At 39.4% G+C, this 18,844-nt stretch carries 18 protein-coding genes; 15 read left to right on the top strand and 3 right to left on the bottom strand.

What is annotated here, in order from left to right; genetic code table 11:
• Positions 1–18 precede the first annotated feature (18 nt).
• From PGLA_RS23750 to PGLA_RS23740, 3 genes are all read left to right on the top strand, one after another.
• A complete protein-coding gene (locus tag PGLA_RS23750) occupies positions 19–309 on the top strand; it encodes a YlaH-like family protein (RefSeq protein ID WP_068537674.1) in 291 nt (96 codons plus the stop codon).
• A gap of 68 nt (positions 310–377) precedes the next feature.
• Complete coding sequence (locus PGLA_RS23745; protein WP_068537673.1) at positions 378–1,463, top strand: LCP family protein; 1,086 nt, start codon at positions 378–380, stop codon at positions 1,461–1,463.
• A gap of 76 nt (positions 1,464–1,539) precedes the next feature.
• Positions 1,540–1,992 (top strand): pyridoxamine 5'-phosphate oxidase family protein, encoded by a 453-nt coding sequence (locus PGLA_RS23740; RefSeq protein WP_068537672.1) that lies wholly within the window; start codon positions 1,540–1,542, stop codon positions 1,990–1,992.
• A gap of 24 nt (positions 1,993–2,016) precedes the next feature.
• Here the strand turns inward: PGLA_RS23740 and PGLA_RS23735 are convergent, their stop codons facing one another.
• Positions 2,017–2,535, bottom strand: a complete 519-nt coding sequence (locus tag PGLA_RS23735) for a YhcN/YlaJ family sporulation lipoprotein (protein WP_342671711.1) — start codon at positions 2,533–2,535, stop codon at positions 2,017–2,019.
• 146 nt (positions 2,536–2,681) lie between these two features.
• On the opposite strand from PGLA_RS23735, the gene PGLA_RS23730 reads away from it, so the two are divergent.
• Both PGLA_RS23730 and PGLA_RS23725 read left to right on the top strand, forming a co-directional pair.
• The gene (locus PGLA_RS23730) at positions 2,682–4,013 is read left to right on the top strand and encodes a PhoH family protein (protein ID WP_068537670.1); all 1,332 of its coding nucleotides are present in this window, start codon (positions 2,682–2,684) and stop codon (positions 4,011–4,013) included.
• Positions 4,014–4,261: 248 nt separating this feature from the next.
• Entirely contained in the window at positions 4,262–5,509 is a 1,248-nt protein-coding gene (locus PGLA_RS23725; protein WP_068537669.1) for an extracellular solute-binding protein, read from the top strand.
• A 19-nt stretch (positions 5,510–5,528) separates the two neighbouring features.
• On the opposite strand, the gene PGLA_RS23720 is transcribed toward PGLA_RS23725, so the two are convergent.
• Positions 5,529–6,626 (bottom strand): coiled-coil domain-containing protein, encoded by a 1,098-nt coding sequence (locus PGLA_RS23720; protein WP_245700285.1) that lies wholly within the window; start codon positions 6,624–6,626, stop codon positions 5,529–5,531.
• Between the two features lie 177 nt (positions 6,627–6,803).
• Positions 6,804–7,040 (bottom strand): DUF2626 family protein, encoded by a 237-nt coding sequence (locus PGLA_RS23715; protein WP_068537668.1) that lies wholly within the window; start codon positions 7,038–7,040, stop codon positions 6,804–6,806.
• 335 nt (positions 7,041–7,375) lie between these two features.
• Between PGLA_RS23715 and PGLA_RS23710 the strand changes: the two genes are divergently transcribed.
• The 10 genes from PGLA_RS23710 to PGLA_RS23665 all read left to right on the top strand — a co-directional run bounded on the left by PGLA_RS23710 (position 7,376) and on the right by PGLA_RS23665 (position 18,675).
• Positions 7,376–8,026: an RsfA family transcriptional regulator gene (locus PGLA_RS23710; protein WP_068537667.1), complete on the top strand. Its 651-nt coding sequence runs from the start codon at positions 7,376–7,378 to the stop codon at positions 8,024–8,026.
• Positions 8,027–8,131: 105 nt separating this feature from the next.
• Positions 8,132–9,232, top strand: coding sequence for a ketopantoate reductase family protein (locus tag PGLA_RS23705; RefSeq protein WP_211269618.1), 1,101 nt, complete (start codon positions 8,132–8,134; stop codon positions 9,230–9,232).
• 4 nt (positions 9,233–9,236) lie between these two features.
• Complete coding sequence (locus tag PGLA_RS23700) at positions 9,237–9,623, top strand: DUF3397 domain-containing protein (RefSeq protein WP_068537666.1); 387 nt, start codon at positions 9,237–9,239, stop codon at positions 9,621–9,623.
• Positions 9,624–9,780: 157 nt separating this feature from the next.
• A complete protein-coding gene (locus PGLA_RS23695; protein WP_068537665.1) occupies positions 9,781–11,448 on the top strand; it encodes a peptide ABC transporter substrate-binding protein in 1,668 nt (555 codons plus the stop codon).
• A gap of 193 nt (positions 11,449–11,641) precedes the next feature.
• Complete coding sequence (locus tag PGLA_RS23690) at positions 11,642–12,574, top strand: ABC transporter permease (protein WP_068537664.1); 933 nt, start codon at positions 11,642–11,644, stop codon at positions 12,572–12,574.
• A gap of 3 nt (positions 12,575–12,577) precedes the next feature.
• Entirely contained in the window at positions 12,578–13,528 is a 951-nt protein-coding gene (locus PGLA_RS23685) for an ABC transporter permease (protein ID WP_068537663.1), read from the top strand.
• A gap of 11 nt (positions 13,529–13,539) precedes the next feature.
• The gene (locus PGLA_RS23680; protein ID WP_068537662.1) at positions 13,540–14,535 is read left to right on the top strand and encodes an ABC transporter ATP-binding protein; all 996 of its coding nucleotides are present in this window, start codon (positions 13,540–13,542) and stop codon (positions 14,533–14,535) included.
• Positions 14,532–15,467 carry an ABC transporter ATP-binding protein gene (locus PGLA_RS23675; protein ID WP_068537661.1) on the top strand — a complete coding sequence of 312 codons (936 nt, stop codon included), beginning with the start codon at positions 14,532–14,534 and terminating at the stop codon, positions 15,465–15,467. The genes PGLA_RS23680 and PGLA_RS23675 overlap by 4 nt, the downstream gene beginning before the upstream one ends.
• A 281-nt stretch (positions 15,468–15,748) precedes the next feature.
• Positions 15,749–17,383 carry a bacillithiol biosynthesis cysteine-adding enzyme BshC gene (gene bshC, locus PGLA_RS23670; protein ID WP_068537660.1) on the top strand — a complete coding sequence of 545 codons (1,635 nt, stop codon included), beginning with the start codon at positions 15,749–15,751 and terminating at the stop codon, positions 17,381–17,383.
• A gap of 23 nt (positions 17,384–17,406) precedes the next feature.
• The gene (locus PGLA_RS23665) at positions 17,407–18,675 is read left to right on the top strand and encodes an adenosylhomocysteinase (RefSeq protein WP_068537659.1); all 1,269 of its coding nucleotides are present in this window, start codon (positions 17,407–17,409) and stop codon (positions 18,673–18,675) included.
• The last annotated feature ends 169 nt before the right edge of the window (positions 18,676–18,844 follow it).

Here is an 18,844-nt window from a genome sequence, read left to right as displayed (position 1 = left end):
TGAAGGGAGTGAACTTACATGCAGGTATGGTTTGCAGAACATCCGCTTGTTGCTTATATTGTCATCTTTGTATTGATCACGTATGTTTACAACAAAGTATTTCGTGTACATCAGAAATTACCCTTGTTGAAGGAGATCATTTTGTACATTTTGATGGCAATGGGTTCCGGTATGCTTCTCATTTTTCAACATGATAAGTTACCGATCATTCAATGTCTGTTAGTGGCCGTTGGATTGATGCTCCTGGTACGTATTCGCTATTTTGTAGAGGGTAGGCAGAAGAAGAATGCTGATACCTCTTCGAAATAAGTGTGAATATTACCCCTTAATGGGGTAATTTTTTTTAACTAATAATAATGATGAAAAAGGTGTTCAACATGAGTCCTAGTAATTCTCATCTTCCTCCCAGAAATCGTGGTGGAGCAGTCAAACAACCGAGATTGCCACAGAAGAAGAAAAAGAAGAAAAGTTTTTTGAAATCTTTTTTGAAATTATTATTAATTGTCATTATTTTGAGTTTTTTAAGTGTTGCTGGATATTTAGGTTGGGTTGCTTACAAGTTAGATAACACCATTCTTGACACGGGTATTGATACCCCGGTTGCGCCTGAAGCTTCTGCCAAAGTAAAACCTGTTACGATGCTTCTTCTAGGAACAGATTACCGTCCTAAGACAGGTACTCATCTGACAGATGTTATGATGGTAGCTACCTTTAATCCTGATACGAAATCAGCCACGGTCGTTTCAATTCCGAGGGATACCCGAATTGATTTGGATGGTTATAAGGTGAGGAAGGCTAACGCTTATTATCCTAATTTTCTAGATGCAGAGAAGAAGTCTGGTATTACTGCTCCGAATGAAATGAAGCAGATGTTTACTAAATACTTGGATATTCCGATTGATTACGTTACGGTTATTAATTTCCAAGGTTTCAGCGACGTTGTTGATGCTCTGGGTGGTGTGGACGTAAATATCAGCATGGATATGTGTTATAAGGATAAGGCAGATGGGACTGATATTAATCTGAAGAAGGGCCCGTCTGAACTGAATGGTGAAGATGCACTAGGTTATGTCAGATATCGTCATTCTGGTCCTGGGTGTAAACCTAGAACGAAGGAATCTGACGATTTCAGTCGAAACCAGCGACAAAACGAAGTTCTTCATTCGTTAATTGATCAGATGCAAACGTTCAGTGGTGCGACTAAGATTGGTAGTGTGCTTGATGCTGTGAGTGATAATTTGGAGACAGATATTGAAAAAGCTCAACTAAAAAACATCATTGCGACCTATTGGAATATATCTAAAGATAATGTGAAATTCGTTCCTGTGACTGGAGAATGGAAGAGCCCTTACGTCCATATTAATGATGACGAATTGGACAAAGCCAAACAAGCACTTAAGGATGAGCTTGCAGGTAAGTCTGTTCAAACATTGGATCAGAGCACTAACGACACAAATCCGTAAATTTGGATGCAATTTTTATCCTGTGCTATAATATAATAGATTATAATGAATTGAAGCGTATAGGAGGTCTGGTTCTATGTCCGGAACCGTCACACAAATGACAGAGACTTTATTAGCGCAATTGAAGTCTGAAACATTTGTTTTGCTGAGCACCGTTGATGCAGAAACTGGAGGACCTACGTCCAGTGCTATTTCTTGGGTATATGCGTTGAATGCCTCCACATTACGAATTGCGATTGATCATCGCTCTCGGTTAGTCGAGAACATAAAGAGTAATCCTCTGGTGACCATCACTGTGTTTGGGGAAGGGACGGTACATGCTATAAATGGTAGAGCTGCAATAGCGTTAGATCCGTTACCTAACATTCCTTTTAAATTATGCTGTTTCGACATCAGTATAGAAGCAGTGCGAAATGCATTGTTTTATGGTGCACAGCTCTCTTCTGCCCCTCAATACATTAAAACCTATGACCAGCGTGCTTCAGAGAAGCTGGACGGACAAGTATTTTCTGCCATGCAAAAAGCCTAGTGAGCAATCACTAGGCTATTTTTATTATTTTTTGGTATGTGTCGATGGGTGAGTGGTCTTAGTGGATTTAGTTGTGGGCGTATTTTGTTGAGTTTTGACATCTTCAGGCAGTTGAGGGACAATTCGTCCCATAATATCGGCCATTTCTGAAGCGAAGCCAGAAACAGGGCGTCCCTCTCGAATGTGATTGCCAATTTCAGCAATACGATTAGACAGATCCATATCAGCGGTTACCAACGAATTCAAACCTCGAGGATCATGTGAAAGTGCTTCAGCGACCGAAAATTTAATCGTACCAACACGTGATCGGGTTAGATTACCTTCTACGTCGATACCAACAACAGCTGTGTTACCTATTACGACACAATGTGCCTTTTTTACGCCAGGTACTCTTTCTGCTAATGCTTCCAAATGACTTTTGACGGATTGGTCTTTTACACCCGTATTTGCATTAGATTTAATAGATAGATTGTTCTTGTTGTGATTCTGAGGAGAGGGTGATGCATTCTTAGTAGCAGTGCCACAACCTGCCAATAAAGACATGGTTAACAAAAAGCATAGACATAATCGCATATGTCATCCGTCCTTTCACGGAAATAGTCATTGCTGAATCTTTAATACGTACCCTTATATTGTCCTGGACGGACAAATTTATGTATCCATAATAAATGCGCTTTGGAGGGGTTACGATGAAGAAGATTTACGTATTAGATACTAATGTGCTGCTACATGATCCCAATTCAATCTTTACTTTCGAAGAACATGACGTTATTATTCCGGCCGTTGTTCTGGAAGAGATTGATTCCAAAAAGCGTAATGCAGATGAAATTGGACGCAACGCACGTACGGTATCGAGGCTACTCGATGGACTTAGAGAGCATGGACACTTGCATAGTGGTGTGAATTTGCAAAATGGCGGAAGACTGAAGGTAGAACTTAATCATCGTAGTTTTCTTAAGGTACAAGAGATGTTTGGTGAAATAAACAATGATAACCGAATTCTGGCCGTTGCACTTAACTATCAATTGGAAGAAGAAGAGAAAACAGACCCATCCTCCGTGGTAATTGTTAGTAAGGATGTGTTAGTTCGTGTCAAAGCGGATGTGTTGGGATTAATTGCAGAGGATTATCTCACTGATCGAACTGCGAGTGTAAGCGAACTTTATACGGGCTACTTAAACATCAAAGTTCATCCATCGATCATCGATGAATTTTATAGCTATCGTTTCTTGCCCATCAACGCGCTTCAGTTAACCTACCCACTGTATTCTCATGAATTTGTGATTCTAAAAGATGAAATGGGCAGTGGTAAATCGGCACTTCTTAAAGTGAACGCTGAATGCACTAGGCTTGAACCGCTCTATTTGAGCAATGAACCGGTATGGGGACTAAGTGCCCGTAATGCTCAACAACGTATGGCTTTAGAATTACTACTGAATGATAACATTCCATTAGTAACCATTACAGGAAAGGCTGGTACAGGCAAAACGCTAGTTGCTTTAGCGGCCGGCCTTTCTAAAGTGGAGGATGAACATAAATATAAAAAGCTACTCATTGCTCGTCCAGTTGTCCCAATGGGTAAAGATATCGGTTATCTTCCAGGTGAGAAGGAGGAGAAGCTAAGACCATGGATGCAGCCGATCTATGATAATTTAGAATTTTTATTCGAAACGAAACGTTCGGGTGATATTGATAAAATATTGATGGGGTTAGGTAGTATTCAAGTGGAGGCACTAACTTATATTAGAGGTCGATCTATACCCGCCCAATTTATCATTATAGACGAAGCGCAAAACCTTTCTAGACATGAAGTTAAGACCATTGTTTCCCGTGCTGGTGAGGGAAGTAAAGTAATATTAATGGGCGACCCTGAACAGATTGATCATCCCTATCTAGATGCATCTAGTAACGGTTTAAGTTATCTTGTGGAACGGTTCAAGGAAGAGAAGATAAGTGGTCATATTACGTTAGAAAAGGGAGAACGTTCTAAGTTAGCTCAACTCGCTGCAGATTTATTATAGTGTATATTTCCCGAGAAATAAGCTAGTCCTTTTTCTAAATGAATGATCTAAAAGGAACTGTCCTAAAGGTGCTGATATTGACCTGAGGGATCGGTTCTTTTTATATATTTCAACGCTAAACGTCGCTATGCCGTCAAAGGACGGCACAGATGTTTATGTTTGGTAAAAATATATAATAAAGGTAGGACAAAGGCGGCACATGTTTGCTAAAATAAGGGCATGTGGTTTAGAGAGAGGACGAGCGGCTAATGAAACGGAAGAATTACTGGATACTGTTTGCTATTCTACTGCTATCCCTAACGGGCTTGTCTCCAAGTCTTGATTTCACACACAGGAATTCGAATTATAATAATAATACCCCAAGTCCTCAATCATTAGATTCACAAAATCAAGAAACAAATGATCGACCTATTACAATCTCAGTACAATTGAGTATAAATGACTTCTATAAGCTTGATTTAATGAATAAACGGTTTGTTCAAGAAACAGGGATTCAAGCTCAACTTTCTAATATCCCTAATGATAGCGCTTACAGTGAAGTTTCTAAATCCTTGGCCATAGGAGAAAGCCCCGATGTAATTTTAATGGAGGGTGAATGGGTAAAGACCTTCGCTACCAAGGGTTACTTATTGCCTGTTGAGTCTTATCGTAAAAGCACTCCTGGAAGCAATGTATTACGTTCGCTACTTGCTACAGTAGAATGGAATGGTTATCAGTGGGCCACACCATTTGATATGAATCCCTATGTGTTAGTATGGCAATCTAAGGCTTTAACTGAGATGGGATTGACGGCGTCGCCAAGCAAGAGTGAAGAATGGGTTAATTTGCTGAAAAAACATATGGAAAAGAAGGGGAAGCTATTGCTTGGTATTGAATCTGAGCAACCCTATGCGCTAGCTACTTTGATCGGTGGGATGGGAGGGAATATCTTGCAACCGGAAGATCAACACTTAGGATGGATTGAACAGGCACTCCCGTATATGTATCTTGTGAGTAACGACAATAAGCAGCAAGCGCTACAATCCTTTAGAAATGGCGAGATGATAATGTACCTTTCTCCCTACTCAGAAACTGCGTCTTTGAATGATGGATTATGGGTTGACTTTCCGGAACATTTCTATAGTGAATCGCCATCCTTTTTACGAAGTCGATCATTTGGCGTATCTTCTCAGTCTTCCATGATAGAGCAGTCCTCAGAATGGATTGCGTATATGACATCGTATTCTAATCAACAGGAATGGTTGAACGCGACAAAACGATTGCCCTCTTTGAGTGCAATTTACGAGACTCCTATTACTGATTCCTTTGATATACCATTCCGGCTAGAGTTATTACATGAGCTAAATAGAGGGGAAATAGATGCAGAGCAATTAACAATCAAGACTCTGATTGAACTGTCTGGTCATGTAAAGCAACTGCTCACAGGTGAAATTAAGGTTAGTCAATTTAAAGAGGCCATGTTAGCTAAAGGAACGAAAAAGCAAAAAAATGGATAATAACTAATTTTTTCTTTAGCTACATAGACAACTTCAATGTGATGTGTAAAAGGTTTTCCGATATTTTCACATCTGTTGCTTTGACAAAAGATATGAGTTTTTGTGGATAAAAGCCAAGATCGAATTCTTCTTCAAGTGCACGAGATGTCGTATCAGGTAGTTGTAAGTTGTTAAATATTAATTTGGAAACATGAAACATAATCCCATTTTGGGGATCGTTAACAATGCTATATTTGCCTTCTATTCTTATGGCAAGCGCCCCGCTTTGTCCTGAAGCAGAGATGACACCATCGTCGAAATGAAAGGCAAATTCATTAAATAGATTATCTTTGGAACGGAGAAATGTATTTAATTGATTTTCAGTAATATTAATGGTGTAGATTGAACCTTTAGCTTGGATGATACCTTTTGTATTCTGAGCAAATTCAGGTAAATCCTTCATAGCCAAAGAAAGGGCTCTGAAATGACGCTTAACCTCGTACAATCCTACATTTTCCCAATATAAAGTGAATTCATTCATCATTTGTTGCATAGCCTCTGGATTACTACTTGTTTCTAAACTTCCTTCTACTGAATTCTGAAGAACGAGCACTCGTTCCCGCTGTTTAATGAGATTGTTCTTCATTTCCTCTAGCTCAGTAGCATTTCGGGCTATTTTTTTTTGCGTGATCTGTAAATTTGCATATTCGGACTGGTATGTATTTAGAACATCTTTATCGTTATTCATGATGAGTTCGTAATAGCCATAGATCATGAGGAGTCCACTTATATTTTTGACAGAAAGCAAAGCTGAGTATAGAAAATCTCTTTCACCCATGTAATACGAACGGACAATTTCCCCTGCTCGCTCTTGTTTGTCTTTGATTTGATTACGTTTTTGAAGAAGGTCTAATTCTAATTGTTCCTGCTCATGCTCCATCTCGATTTGTCGCTTACTGATGCGCTCTATTTCACTGTCTATTTCCACAATGGATAGACTTTTCTCAAGTAGTTGGCGAGTGTCTTCGTCAAATGGAATCAAAGGATCTGCATAGATCCTTCCATTAGGATGGATTGTTGAGTAAAGCAGTAAAGTGAGTAGCATGCACAAAATGAAGTGGCATTTTGTTCCTTTCAAGAGTGTTCCCCTCCCTTGTGTATTTGTAACTATATGTATATGTCAATCATTTTAGTTATTATAACTTGTATTTTAACAGAGTCTAGTGTTTATAAGTTCAAAACTCGTCAAAAAAACGACCCTTCAGTCCGTGAATAGGATCAAAGGGTCGTTCTATGGAGTAACTTACAATAAGAATTAGACTGGCATATCCATTACAAATACGGTCCAATAACTAAATCCTGTAAAAGTTACAATCATGTAGGCCCAAAATAGAAGCACATAAGTTCTTTCTGTGAATTTTAGATAGCCCAATATGACAAAGAAAGCGGTTTGAAGAAAAAACAATAAAGCCATTTCGACCAAACCACCGGCAAACGCCATAAGTCCGATTGCTAACGTGAAAAAACCTAGAACTCGAAACATACGTCCCACAAATCATATCCCCTTCCATATGTACGCTCAACCTTATATATGCTCCATTATAGCGGTTTCGGAAATATGTGTAAATGATGAAACGCAAAAAAAATCAAATATTGTGACTATTGTTATAGAAAAATTTGTATAACATTTGATTAATCTGAAAGGATTCTTGTTGCTTGTGTATGACTGTTCAATAAATTGGATATACAAAATAGTATCAAATAGATTCTATGAACTCTATGAGAGGCATAGAAATGAATTAAGCAGCTTTTATACCTCATGCATTGCCGGATAAATCTGGTTAAGAAGATGGTTATTTTAGGACGTTGTTAGGAGGGTTTGGTTGCATGACAGCCGTAAGACAGGACGCATGGAGTGTAGATGATGATCTTATTTTGGCAGAAGTAACTTTGCGCCATATTCGCGATGGCGGTACGCAGTTGTCTGCATTTGAAGAAGTTGGTGAAAAAATCGGGAGAACTTCAGCAGCATGTGGATTTCGATGGAACAGTTGTGTTCGTAAAAAGTATGATGAAGCGATTAGTATTGCTAAAGCGCAGCGTCAGAAGCGTAGCTACTACAAGAAGCAACCTTCCGTAGTGGGATTACAGGTTGCAAGCTTAATGAAAGTGGAAGAGGACAGTAATTACTATAAGGTTGAAGGAATAAGTGAAGAATCACTATCTATGGAAGCGGTTATTCGCTTTCTAAGGCAGTGGAAAGGAACTGTTCAGGAAAATAGCAGACAGTTAAAAATGCTTGAGAAGGAACTTCGTGAGAAGGATGAGGAAGTAGAACACCTGCGACTCATTAATGAGAGATTGTCTAAACAAGTAAATGAGGTTCAGACGGATTATCGCGTTGTGAATGATGACTACAAGGCATTGATTCAGATCATGGATCGTGCACGACGTTTGGCCTTTTTGAATGAAGAAGAGGAAGAAAGTAAGTCGAGATTTAAAATGGATGCCAATGGGAATCTCGAACGTATCGATTAACTATATAGATTGAACTAAAGACGAAACCCCATATTCACGATCTTCTTTAGAAATGATTGAACTAGTGAGCGCAGACTTTAGTTCAATCTATCGTAGTAATCCTTGTTGTACAAAATACCCCGTACAGAGACGTCAATGACACTCTCTGTACGGGGTATTTTGCATTTCTTTGCTAATGTTATAATAGATGAAATGCGAACTGATCACGGGATGGAGATGGACAAGCTGAGAATTGATATTATAGGTGGAGGTTCATTAGGTCTATTGTATGGAGGGAAATTAGCATTTGCAGGGAACAAGGTTCGTATTTGGTGCCGAAGTACAGAACAGGTTCTTTCCTTAAGTACGGAAGGTCTACATGTGACAAGTAAAGAGAATTCGAAAACGTCTGAAGTTAGTCCTAGCATAATAGAAGCTGATATATTGGATAATTTCACGAAGCGCTGGGAGTATAATCCTGCGGAATGGATATTTCTTATGACGAAGCAAAAAGACGTAGCGGAGATAGGATCACAACTACTTGCAAAGATGGACGATAATGTTTTGAAGGGAACCAAAGGATTAGTTTGTTTCCAAAATGGAACAGGCCATATTCAGCTTTTGGACTCGTTATTGCCTAAATGGCATATTTATTCAGCGATCACAACAGAAGGAGCAAAGAGGTTATCCTACAACGAGGTGTTCCATGCAGGTCGAGGTGTAACAACGATCGGTGAAATAACACATAGGGAATCTCAGATGGGGAATAATTCAAGGAAAAGTGAGAATTGTTTGGTACATGAGTTTGAAAAAGCAGGATTTGTCAGTGATTTGTCGAATGAAATTGTTAACCATATTTATCGCAAATTATTAATTAACGCATGTATAAATCCATTAACTGCTCTATGGAGAATTCCTAATGGAGAATTGATGGCGACACAAGCAAGAGTGGATATGATGAGGAATCTTTTCTTAGAAGGAACTAAAGTATATGATGCTTGCGGAATCTATTGGGATCATAATTTGTGGGATCAAATTGTTAGCATATGCCTATCAACTTCAGCTAATACCTCATCTATGCTAAAGGATGTTCTTGAAGGTATTCCTACGGAAGTGAATTGGATTAATGGGAGTATCGTGACCATGGCTGAAGAGAAAGGGATAGTCGCTAATTATCACAAGTCCATGATTGAATTAATAAAAGGAATTAGTACAAAGGAGGAGTGAAACGTTGGACCTACTACGTAATTCTTTTATCGTATTTAGCATTCTTCCATTTTTTCCATTCTTTTTAGTGTTTTTTATTTATCGCAAGTGGAAGAATGATAAACGTAATGCTTTGTTGGTAGCTATGGATGTTACTACCTTGTTTCTGATTGTGTCTGTATCTGCATTTTTTAATAACATATTCAATTTGAAATTTGGGTTTTATCTTATTTTGTTATTCCTTTTAATTGCCGTAGGGCTGATCGGTGGAGCACAGAATCGATTAAAGGGGAAAGTAGATGTAACAAGAATGCTTCGAGCAGTTTGGAGAATGACGTTCGTAATTATGACATGTAGCTATATATTATTTACAATAATTGGATTAATTAGATACATATTTAAATCGATGTGAAGGTTATGCTACATAATTTGATGAAAATTATGGAAAATATGATTTCTTTTCAGAAAAATTCATCATTTCCTGAATTGTTATATAGATTTTTTTGACCACTGGTTGTATAATCAATAACTATACTCAATCGCCACACACAACAAGGGGGAAACATCAGGTGAACAAGAAACGCTTGCTAAGTATGCTTGCACTTATCTTGATTGTTAGTACTGTACTCGCAGCTTGCGGCAGTAACAACAACAGAGAAGGTGGAGCATCAAACGGCGCTGGAAAACCAGCAAAAGCAAAGGAACAAGTACTTCATATTAACATGAGTGCTGAACCACCAACATTTGACCCAGGACTAGCTCAAGATAGTCAAGCTAACACAGCTCTAAAATTAATGTATGAAGGCTTAGTGCGTTTGGATGATACTGGAAAAGAAGTTCCAGCAGCAGCTGAATCGTGGGAAATATCTCCAGATGGATTGCAATATATTTTCAAACTTCGTAAAGATGCTGTATGGAGTAATGGTGATCCTGTAACTGCCAATGATTTCGTATTTGCTTGGCAACGTGTTCTTGATCCTACTACAACACCAGCTCCTCCTTATGCTTACCAATTAGGGTACATTAAGAATGCGAATGCTTACAACGCTAAAGAAATCACTGATTTCTCCCAAGTTGGAATAAAGGCTACAGATGACCACACTTTAGAAGTGACATTAGAAAACCCAACTCCTTATTTCTTGGGTCTAACTTCCTTCTATACGTATTTCCCAGTACACGCTTCTGTTAAGAATAATGCGGCTTGGGCGACAGACTATAAGTCTATGATCACTAATGGTGCATTTAATTTAACAAATTGGACGACTGGTCAAAAACTTGAATACACTAAAAATGATAAATATTGGGACAAAGATAATATTAAATTGAGCAAAATTGAATCATCCTTGGTAACAAGTGGTGCTGCGGAGCTTTCAAGTTATAAGAGTGGACAACTTGACTATGCTGGTGCACCGAACGGTGAGATTCCTTCTGATTCAATCCCTACTATGAAGAAGAATCTACCAAATGAATTCGCTGTCAAAGGGATTGCTAGTACTTACTTCTATGAATTTAACGTAACGGCTAAACCGTTTGATAATGTTAAAATTCGTAAAGCGTTTTCAATGGCTATTAGCCGTCAAGACCTTGTAGACAAAGTAACATTGGGTGGACAAATTCCTGCATTTGGTTTCGTTGCACCAGGAATTAAAGGTGTTAAAGATGAGTTCCGTACCGAGTATAAAGATAATTTCTTCCAAGAAAACTATGAAGAAGCTAAGAAGTTGCTTGCTGAAGGTATGGCTGAAGAAGGATACACAACACTTCCAGAAGTAACTTTGATTTATAACTCCAGTGAAAGCCATAAGAAAGTTGCATTGGCTATAGCTGATATGTGGAAAAACAACCTAGGCGTAGAAGTTAAGACGGAGAATCTTGAGTGGGGTGTCTTCCTTGAGAATCGTCAGAACTTGAATTACCAAATTGCTCGTGCTGGTTGGACTGCTGACTTCAATGATCCTATGAGCTTCGTTGATATGTGGAAAACAGGTGCCGGTAACAATGATTCTGGCTTTAGCAATGCTGAATATGACCAATTGGTTAAAGATGCTATGACATCACAAGATAATGCTGTTCGTATGGAGAAAATGGCAGCAGCAGAAAAAATCTTGATTCAAGACGAACAAGTTCTTATGCCGTTGTATTACTACACCAATGTATCGCTAACTAAGGGAAATGTAAAAGGCATTTCCGTTAATTATAGCGGTGCAATCGACTTTTCACGCGCCTACATCGAGTAGTGTAACATTTAGAGTTAAGTAGTTAATTCGGGATGTATATGTGGGAGCCCCATATATATCCCGATTTTTTTATCTTGTCATGAAGTATCCAAGGATTTCATTATTATGAAATTATAGTGATTAGATTAAAACCTTGTTTTATATTAAAATTATTTTCGTGTTCTCTAGGACTTGATATGGAGGTGTGAATGGAATGGTACGTTATGTTGCCAATAAGTTTTTCTATATGTTGCTTTCTCTACTAATATTGATATCTGCAACATTCTTTCTTATGAAAGCCATTCCGGGTGATCCTTTTCAGGCTGAGAAGAAGGTGTCAGCTGAAATGAAAGCTCGTCTAATGGAACAATATGGGTTGGACAAACCGTTGTATGTACAGTACTTCAAGTACCTGGGTGACATCACTACAGGTGATTTTGGGATATCAATGAAGAAATTGAATCAGGATGTTAGTAAAATTATTTCGGATACGTTTCAAACATCACTGAAGCTCGGCCTGGTAGCCATTGTGATCGCTGTAGTGGTCGGGGTTCTACTGGGTATGCTTGCGGCACTTTATCATCGAAAGTTGATCGATAATGTCGCCATGATATTAGCGGTACTTGGTATGGCTGTACCCAGCTTTGTATTCGCTTCCCTGCTCCAGTACTATTTAGCTGAAAAAGCGGGCTGGTTTAATGTTATAGGATTTGATAAGCCATTAGACTATGTCCTTCCTGTGATTGCATTATCAGCACAACCGATTGCATTTATTGCTCGTCTTACAAGATCGAGTATGTTAGAGGTATTGCATGCCGACTATATCAAAACAGCGAAAGCTAAAGGTCTTAATTGGTTTACGATTATGTTCAAGCATGTTATCCGTAACGGGATTCTACCTGTTGTGACCTATGTAGGTCCTATGACTGCTAACATTATCACGGGGTCTGTTGTTATTGAGCAAATCTTTGGTATTGGTGGTATAGGTAAAGTGTTCGTTGAATCGATCACGAACCGTGATTATACGTTGATCATGGGGGTTACTATTTTTTATGGTGTAATTCTGATGGTGGCGAGATTCATTACTGATATTGCCTACGTTATGATTGACCCACGTATTAAATTATCCGGTGGAAAGGAGGGCTAACTGTTGGCTAATAATCAGACAAAGACATCTCAAGACCATGTTATATTGACGTCTGAAGACTTTCGCAAAATTGGTACCGATGAGAAACAATCAGAGGTAATCCAAAGAGAAAGCTTGTCAGCATGGAGAGACGCTTGGCAAAGACTTTGTGAGAACAAAATTGCCATGACTGCTCTTATTATATTGGCCCTTATCATTGTTGCATCTATTTTTGGACCAATGATTTCTGATTTTAACCACTATACCAATGATTATGCGAATACGAATCAAGCGCCTTCCTCTATTCACTGGTTTGGTACGGATGAATTGGGTCGTGATATGTTTGTTCGTACATGGATGGGTGCTAGAATCTCGCTTACGGTCGGCTTAGCTGCTGCCCTGATTGATCTTATCATCGGAGTGATATATGGCGGAACGATGGGGTTTTTCGGTGGTCGCGTAGATGAGATCATGAATAAATTCTCTGAAATTCTATATTCTATCCCTTATTTACTAGTCACTATTCTATTGTTGGTTGTACTTGAACCAAGTCTAGGGACGATTATTCTAGCGTTGACGATTACAGGATGGATTAATATGTCTTGGATCGTACGCGGTGAGATGATTCAACTTAAAAATCGTGAGTTCGTGCTAGCTTCTCGTTCAATGGGTGCTGGTAACGCTCGTCTAATATTCCGTCATCTTCTTCCTAATGCGGTTGGGCCGATCATCGTCACGCTGACGTTATCCGTTCCAAGTGCTATTTTCTCAGAAGCCTTCTTAAGTTTCTTGGGTCTTGGTGTACAAGCACCCGTTGCTTCTCTAGGTTCGATGATCAGTGATGCTCTTACGGGATGGATGTACTATCCTTGGCGGATGTTGTTCCCAGCTGTTCTGATCAGTCTGATTATGCTTTGCTTTAATATTTTCGGTGATGGTCTTCGTGACGCGCTGGATCCCAAATTAAAGAAATAGGAGGTGGAACTATGGAGCCGATTTTACATGTAAAGGATTTACACGTATCATTTCACGTAAAAGGTGGAGAAGTTCAGGCTGTTCGCGGAATGAACTTTGAGATTGGTGAGGGTGAGACGGTAGCAATCGTCGGAGAATCTGGTAGTGGTAAAAGTGTTACCGCTCAGACGATCATGCGCCTGATTCCATCGCCGCCTTCACGCATTAAACAAGGGGAAATTATCTTCAAGGGTGAAAACCTATTGAATAAAACGAATAAACAAATGGAAGCCATTCGTGGTAAAGATATTGGTATGATATTTCAAGATCCTATGTCTTCCTTGAATCCTACGATCAAAGTGGGAAAACAAATTACGGAAGTTATGATTAAGCATCAAAAAATGTCTAAGAGCGAAGCTAAGGTGCAAGGGATTGAGATGTTGAAACTTGTGGGTATCAAAAATGCGGAAGCGCGGTTTGATCAATATCCACATGAATTCTCTGGTGGTATGCGTCAACGTGTCATGATCGCGATTGCGCTAGCTTGTCGTCCTGCACTTCTGATTGCGGATGAGCCTACAACAGCTTTGGATGTTACGATTCAGGCTCAAATCCTGGATGTTATGAAAGAAATGCAACAACGTTTAGGAACGTCGATTATTCTCATTACACATGACCTTGGGGTAGTAGCTGGGATGTGTGACAAGGTAATCGTAATGTATGCCGGTGAAGTCGTAGAGACTGGAACAGTCATGGAAATATTCAAAAACCCTCAACATCCGTACACGAAGGGGCTTTTGCGTTCCATGCCTCGCCTAGATCAGAAGAAAGACGAACCATTAATACCGATTATGGGAACGCCTCCAGATCTCATTAAACCACCACTAGGTTGTTCATTCTGTGCCCGTTGTGATGAGGCAATGAAGATTTGTGAAAGTGTTAGACCAGATGAGACTGTATTTAGTGAGTCACATATGGCACGTTGTTGGAATCTGCATCCTATGGCTCGGGAGGGTGAATCATCATGAGTCAACCATTAATTCAAGTCAATGGCTTGAAGAAGTATTTCGATGTAGGTAAGGGGAAAATATTGAAGGCTGTTGATGACATTAGTTTCTCCATTCGTGAAGGTGAAACGTTAGGTATGGTAGGAGAGTCTGGTTGTGGTAAATCTACTGCAGGCCGTACGATTCTTCGACTTTATGAACCGACAGCAGGTAGCGTTAATTTTGGTGGGACAGATATTTATAAACTTCCACCTAACAAAATGAAAGCTATGCGTCGCGATATGCAGATGATATTTCAAGATCCGTATGCTTCCCTTAACCCACGTTTTACGGTCTCTGATATTATTGGTGAAGCATTCGATATACACAAGTTAACGGATAGCCGTAAAGAACGTAAGATGAAGATCGAGGAATTACTGGATATGGTTGGTCTAAACTCCGATCATGCTACTCGTTATCCACATGAATTTTCCGGTGGTCAGCGTCAGCGTATCGGAATTGCTCGTGCTCTTGCTGTTAATCCGAAGTTTATTATATGTGATGAACCTATCTCTGCGCTCGACGTATCGATTCAGGCACAGGTTGTAAATCTGCTTAAGGATTTACAGGATCGCTTGGGCCTGACGTATTTATTTATTGCTCATGATCTATCCATGGTTAAACATATTAGTGATCGTGTAGCTGTTATGTATCTTGGGAAAATGGTTGAATTGGCTGAGAGTGATGAATTGTACAATAACCCTATTCATCCTTATACCAAGTCTCTACTATCAGCTATTCCGATTGCTGATCCAGAGATTGAGGCAAATAAGAAACGGATCATCATGCCAGACGAGCTTGATGGACCTATCCATTCTGCTAACGGATCAAGCGGAGGAAGTAAATTCAATTTGTCAGAATCCAAATTAGTTGAAGTATCTAAAGGACATTGGGTTGCAACACCCTATGCTTGATTGATAGTACAATGGGAATGTTTATGCCGCCGGGGGAACCGGCGGTTTTTTTTACCTTTGTAAGTGAGACAAAGGGTTCTGAAGTTTCTTTGACTGAAAGCTTCATATTAGTTACAATCAAGAAAGAATTTTAGATATTATTGAAATATAATAAAGTATAGGTTTCATCTTATACTTCATCTTTATATTTCTTAGTGAAACGGATACCGTCCTTATAAGGAGGGCTATGCCGTTTCTATTTGATGAATTTGTTTATAGTGCAAGAATAGGAGGTATACCCGATGAAAGTTGTTGCTGAGCCATTACAAAGTGGTTCATCTCTGGCATATGATTATATTCATGATTATGAGAAAGTTACTTCCCTGTACGGTGAAGATTACCATCGCGATCAGACATGGATGGATCGAATGCAGTGGTTGGATGATACAGAAGACAGACGGGTAAACCGCCATGCCTTGGTAGAGATATTGAAAGGTTATAATGAGAAATTCAATTCTCATGATGCAGTACATACCTCCCTTTATATGTTGGAGAAGCCTGGTACACTTGTTGTAACGGGTGGACAGCAAAGTGGATTGTTTACGGGGTCAATGCTAGTTATATACAAAGCAATCACGATTATACAAGCAGCGAAAGAAGCGGAGAAACGCTTGAAAAGACCTGTAGTACCTGTATTCTGGATTGCAGGTGAAGATCATGACTGGGATGAGGTGAATCATACTTATCTCCTCTCAGGGGATACACAACAGGTATCTAAGATTAAGATGGATAAGTATTCATCACAGCGTTCATCTGTAAGTTATAGTGCTATATCATCTGCAGAGTGGGATCAAGCTATAAAATCTCTGTCAGATACCTTGCCAGATAGTGATGTGAAATCTGATATTATCACTCAGATTCAACGAGCGATCCATACATCCGATAATTTAAGCGATGCTTTTGCTACGTTATTGGGAGACATGTTTGGAAAATACGGATTGGTGCTATTGGATTCAGCAGATATCAGATTACGTAAGCTAGAATCTCCAATTTTCAAGTCAATGATTGAGCGTAATGATGAATTAGGGCGGTCTTATCGTGCTTCGGCTGATCAGATTACTTCACTAGGGTATGAATTACAGGCAGATGTAGCGGATGAAGGTGCTAATTTATTTTACCTTCATGAAGGTAATAGACTCCTTTTAGTGAAACAAGACGGTAAATTTATGGACCGTAAACGTTTGGTATCATTTACTAAAGAACAACTGTTGGATATGTTGGAGATTCATCCAGAACGATTCAGTAATAATGTACTGACTCGTCCGATTATGCAGGACTCGTTGCTTCCAGTTGTTGCATGCGTGTTAGGCCAAGGGGAACTTGCTTATTGGGCCATTACACGACAAGCATTTGAAATCATGGATCAGAAGATGCCTATATTGTTACCTAGGATGTCGTTTACTCTTCTTGAGGATACTCAACAGAAATATATGAAGAAATACGGACTTTCTTTTCAAGATGTCCAGTATCGCTTGCAAGAGCGTCGAGAACAATGGTTGTCCAATCAAGACTCTTTACAGATCGATCAGTTGTTCGTGGAGACACGGAAGGCTTTTGAACAAATGTATGATCCATTAATTGAGCAACTTAGCAGCTTAGAAAAGGGATTATATACCTTGGGAGAGAATAATAAAATAAAGATTATTGATCAGATCTCTTTCCTAGAACGTAAAGCTAAGGATGCACTTGAACAACAACATGAAGCTACACTTCGTCAATGGGATCGAATTGGTACGTTATTGTTTCCGATGGGTAAACCTCAGGAGAGAGTGTTTAATGTATATCATTACTTGAATCGGTATGGTCTATCTTTGATCGAAGATATACTAGAGAATACAGGTGACTATTCAGAAGAGCATCGTGTTATTTTATTGTAGGTTCACATATAAGGAGGATTACAATGAATTCTAAGTCTATTGAGAACAGTATCGTAAGAGATATGAAGTTAGCTCCTGAAGGGCACCTGAAGATTGATTGGGTGGAAGCCCATATGCCTGTGTTAAATCGGATACGTGCACAATTTGAAGCGGAACAACCGTTTAAAGGATTAAAAGTGGCGATCTCGCTTCATCTAGAAGCAAAAACGGCTTATTTGGCTAAAGTGGTAATGGCCGGTGGAGCAGAAGTTACCATTGCAGGGAGTAATCCGCTTTCTACACAGGATGATGTGTGTGCTGCATTGGTGGAAGATGGCGTTACCGTATTGGCGAAGCATAATCCAGAACCTGAGGAATATAAAGAGATGTTGATTCGGTTACTAGAGACGAAACCTGATCTTATTATTGATGATGGTGGCGACCTTGTAACGATTCTACATACAGAACGTCCGGATCTACTCGTCAACATTCGTGGGGGCGCTGAAGAAACAACGACTGGGATTATTCGCCTGAAGGCAATGGAGAAAGATCAAATATTGAAGTTGCCTATGGTTGCTGTAAATGATGCATATTGTAAACATCTATTTGATAACCGTTATGGTACGGGTCAATCGGTATTTGATGCAATCAATCGGACAACGAACTTGGTTGTAGCAGGTAAAAATGTCGTAGTTGTAGGATATGGCTGGTGTGGTAAAGGGGTTGCGATGCGCGCTAAAGGATTGGGCGCGAACGTAATCGTTACTGAGGTGAATCCTATTCGTGCTGTTGAGGCGCATATGGATGGATTCCAAGTGATGCCTATGCTTGAAGCTGCGAAGCTTGGAGACTTCTTTATAACGGTGACTGGAAATAAATATGTTATAACAGGGGAACATTATGATGTGATGAAAGATGGAGCTATTCTTTCAAATGCGGGGCATTTCGATGTCGAAGTGAACAAACCTGAACTTCTTATTCGTTCGAGTTCCGTTCGAACTGTACGTAAGAATATTGAAGAATATCAATTTAAAGATGGCCGCAAAATGTATCTAATCGCTGAAGGGCGTCTCGTGAATTTAGGTGCAGGGGATGGACATCCAGCAGAAATTATGGATATGACGTTCGCATTACAGGCGATGTCTCTGAAATATGTGAATGATAATTATGAGAAATTAGGCAAACAAGTTCTTAACGTACCGTATGAGATTGATGAACAAGTGGCAAGATTTAAGCTTGAAAGTCTAGGTATTGCACTAGATTCATTAAGTGAAGAGCAAGTAGCTTATTTGGATAGTTGGAATGTGCACTAAATATATTATTAGGAAAATGAAGCAAGCCTCCTGAAGTATTAGGGGGCTTTTTTTTTGATCCATTTCCTATAACAAGAAAAAAACGTTCATATGAAAGAAGGACTTTGATTTCTAATGGCGAATCTAGTATTGTTAAGTGGTGGAAAGTGGTGCAAAGTGGGGAATTTAG

This window comes from Paenibacillus glacialis (genome assembly GCF_001637205.1).
Lineage (GTDB): Bacteria > Bacillota > Bacilli > Paenibacillales > Paenibacillaceae > Paenibacillus_AQ > Paenibacillus_AQ glacialis.
Note: the sequence above shows the minus strand (reverse complement) of the source record. Positions and strands in the feature narration are given on the sequence as shown.

Excerpts from the sequence above, each read along its gene's own strand:
- PGLA_RS23750 (WP_068537674.1), top strand. The coding sequence starts at position 19 with ATGCAGGTATGGTTTGCAGAACATCCGCTTGTTGCTTATATTGTCATC.
- PGLA_RS23745 (WP_068537673.1), top strand. The coding sequence starts at position 378 with ATGAGTCCTAGTAATTCTCATCTTCCTCCCAGAAATCGTGGTGGAGCA.
- PGLA_RS23740 (WP_068537672.1), top strand. The coding sequence starts at position 1,540 with ATGTCCGGAACCGTCACACAAATGACAGAGACTTTATTAGCGCAATTG.
- PGLA_RS23735 (WP_342671711.1), bottom strand. The coding sequence starts at position 2,535 with ATGTCTTTATTGGCAGGTTGTGGCACTGCTACTAAGAATGCATCACCC.
- PGLA_RS23730 (WP_068537670.1), top strand. The coding sequence starts at position 2,682 with ATGAAGAAGATTTACGTATTAGATACTAATGTGCTGCTACATGATCCC.
- PGLA_RS23725 (WP_068537669.1), top strand. The coding sequence starts at position 4,262 with ATGAAACGGAAGAATTACTGGATACTGTTTGCTATTCTACTGCTATCC.
- PGLA_RS23710 (WP_068537667.1), top strand. The coding sequence starts at position 7,376 with ATGACAGCCGTAAGACAGGACGCATGGAGTGTAGATGATGATCTTATT.
- PGLA_RS23690 (WP_068537664.1), top strand. The coding sequence starts at position 11,642 with ATGGTACGTTATGTTGCCAATAAGTTTTTCTATATGTTGCTTTCTCTA.
- PGLA_RS23680 (WP_068537662.1), top strand. The coding sequence starts at position 13,540 with ATGGAGCCGATTTTACATGTAAAGGATTTACACGTATCATTTCACGTA.
- PGLA_RS23675 (WP_068537661.1), top strand. The coding sequence starts at position 14,532 with ATGAGTCAACCATTAATTCAAGTCAATGGCTTGAAGAAGTATTTCGAT.
- bshC (WP_068537660.1), top strand. The coding sequence starts at position 15,749 with ATGAAAGTTGTTGCTGAGCCATTACAAAGTGGTTCATCTCTGGCATAT.
- PGLA_RS23665 (WP_068537659.1), top strand. The coding sequence starts at position 17,407 with ATGAATTCTAAGTCTATTGAGAACAGTATCGTAAGAGATATGAAGTTA.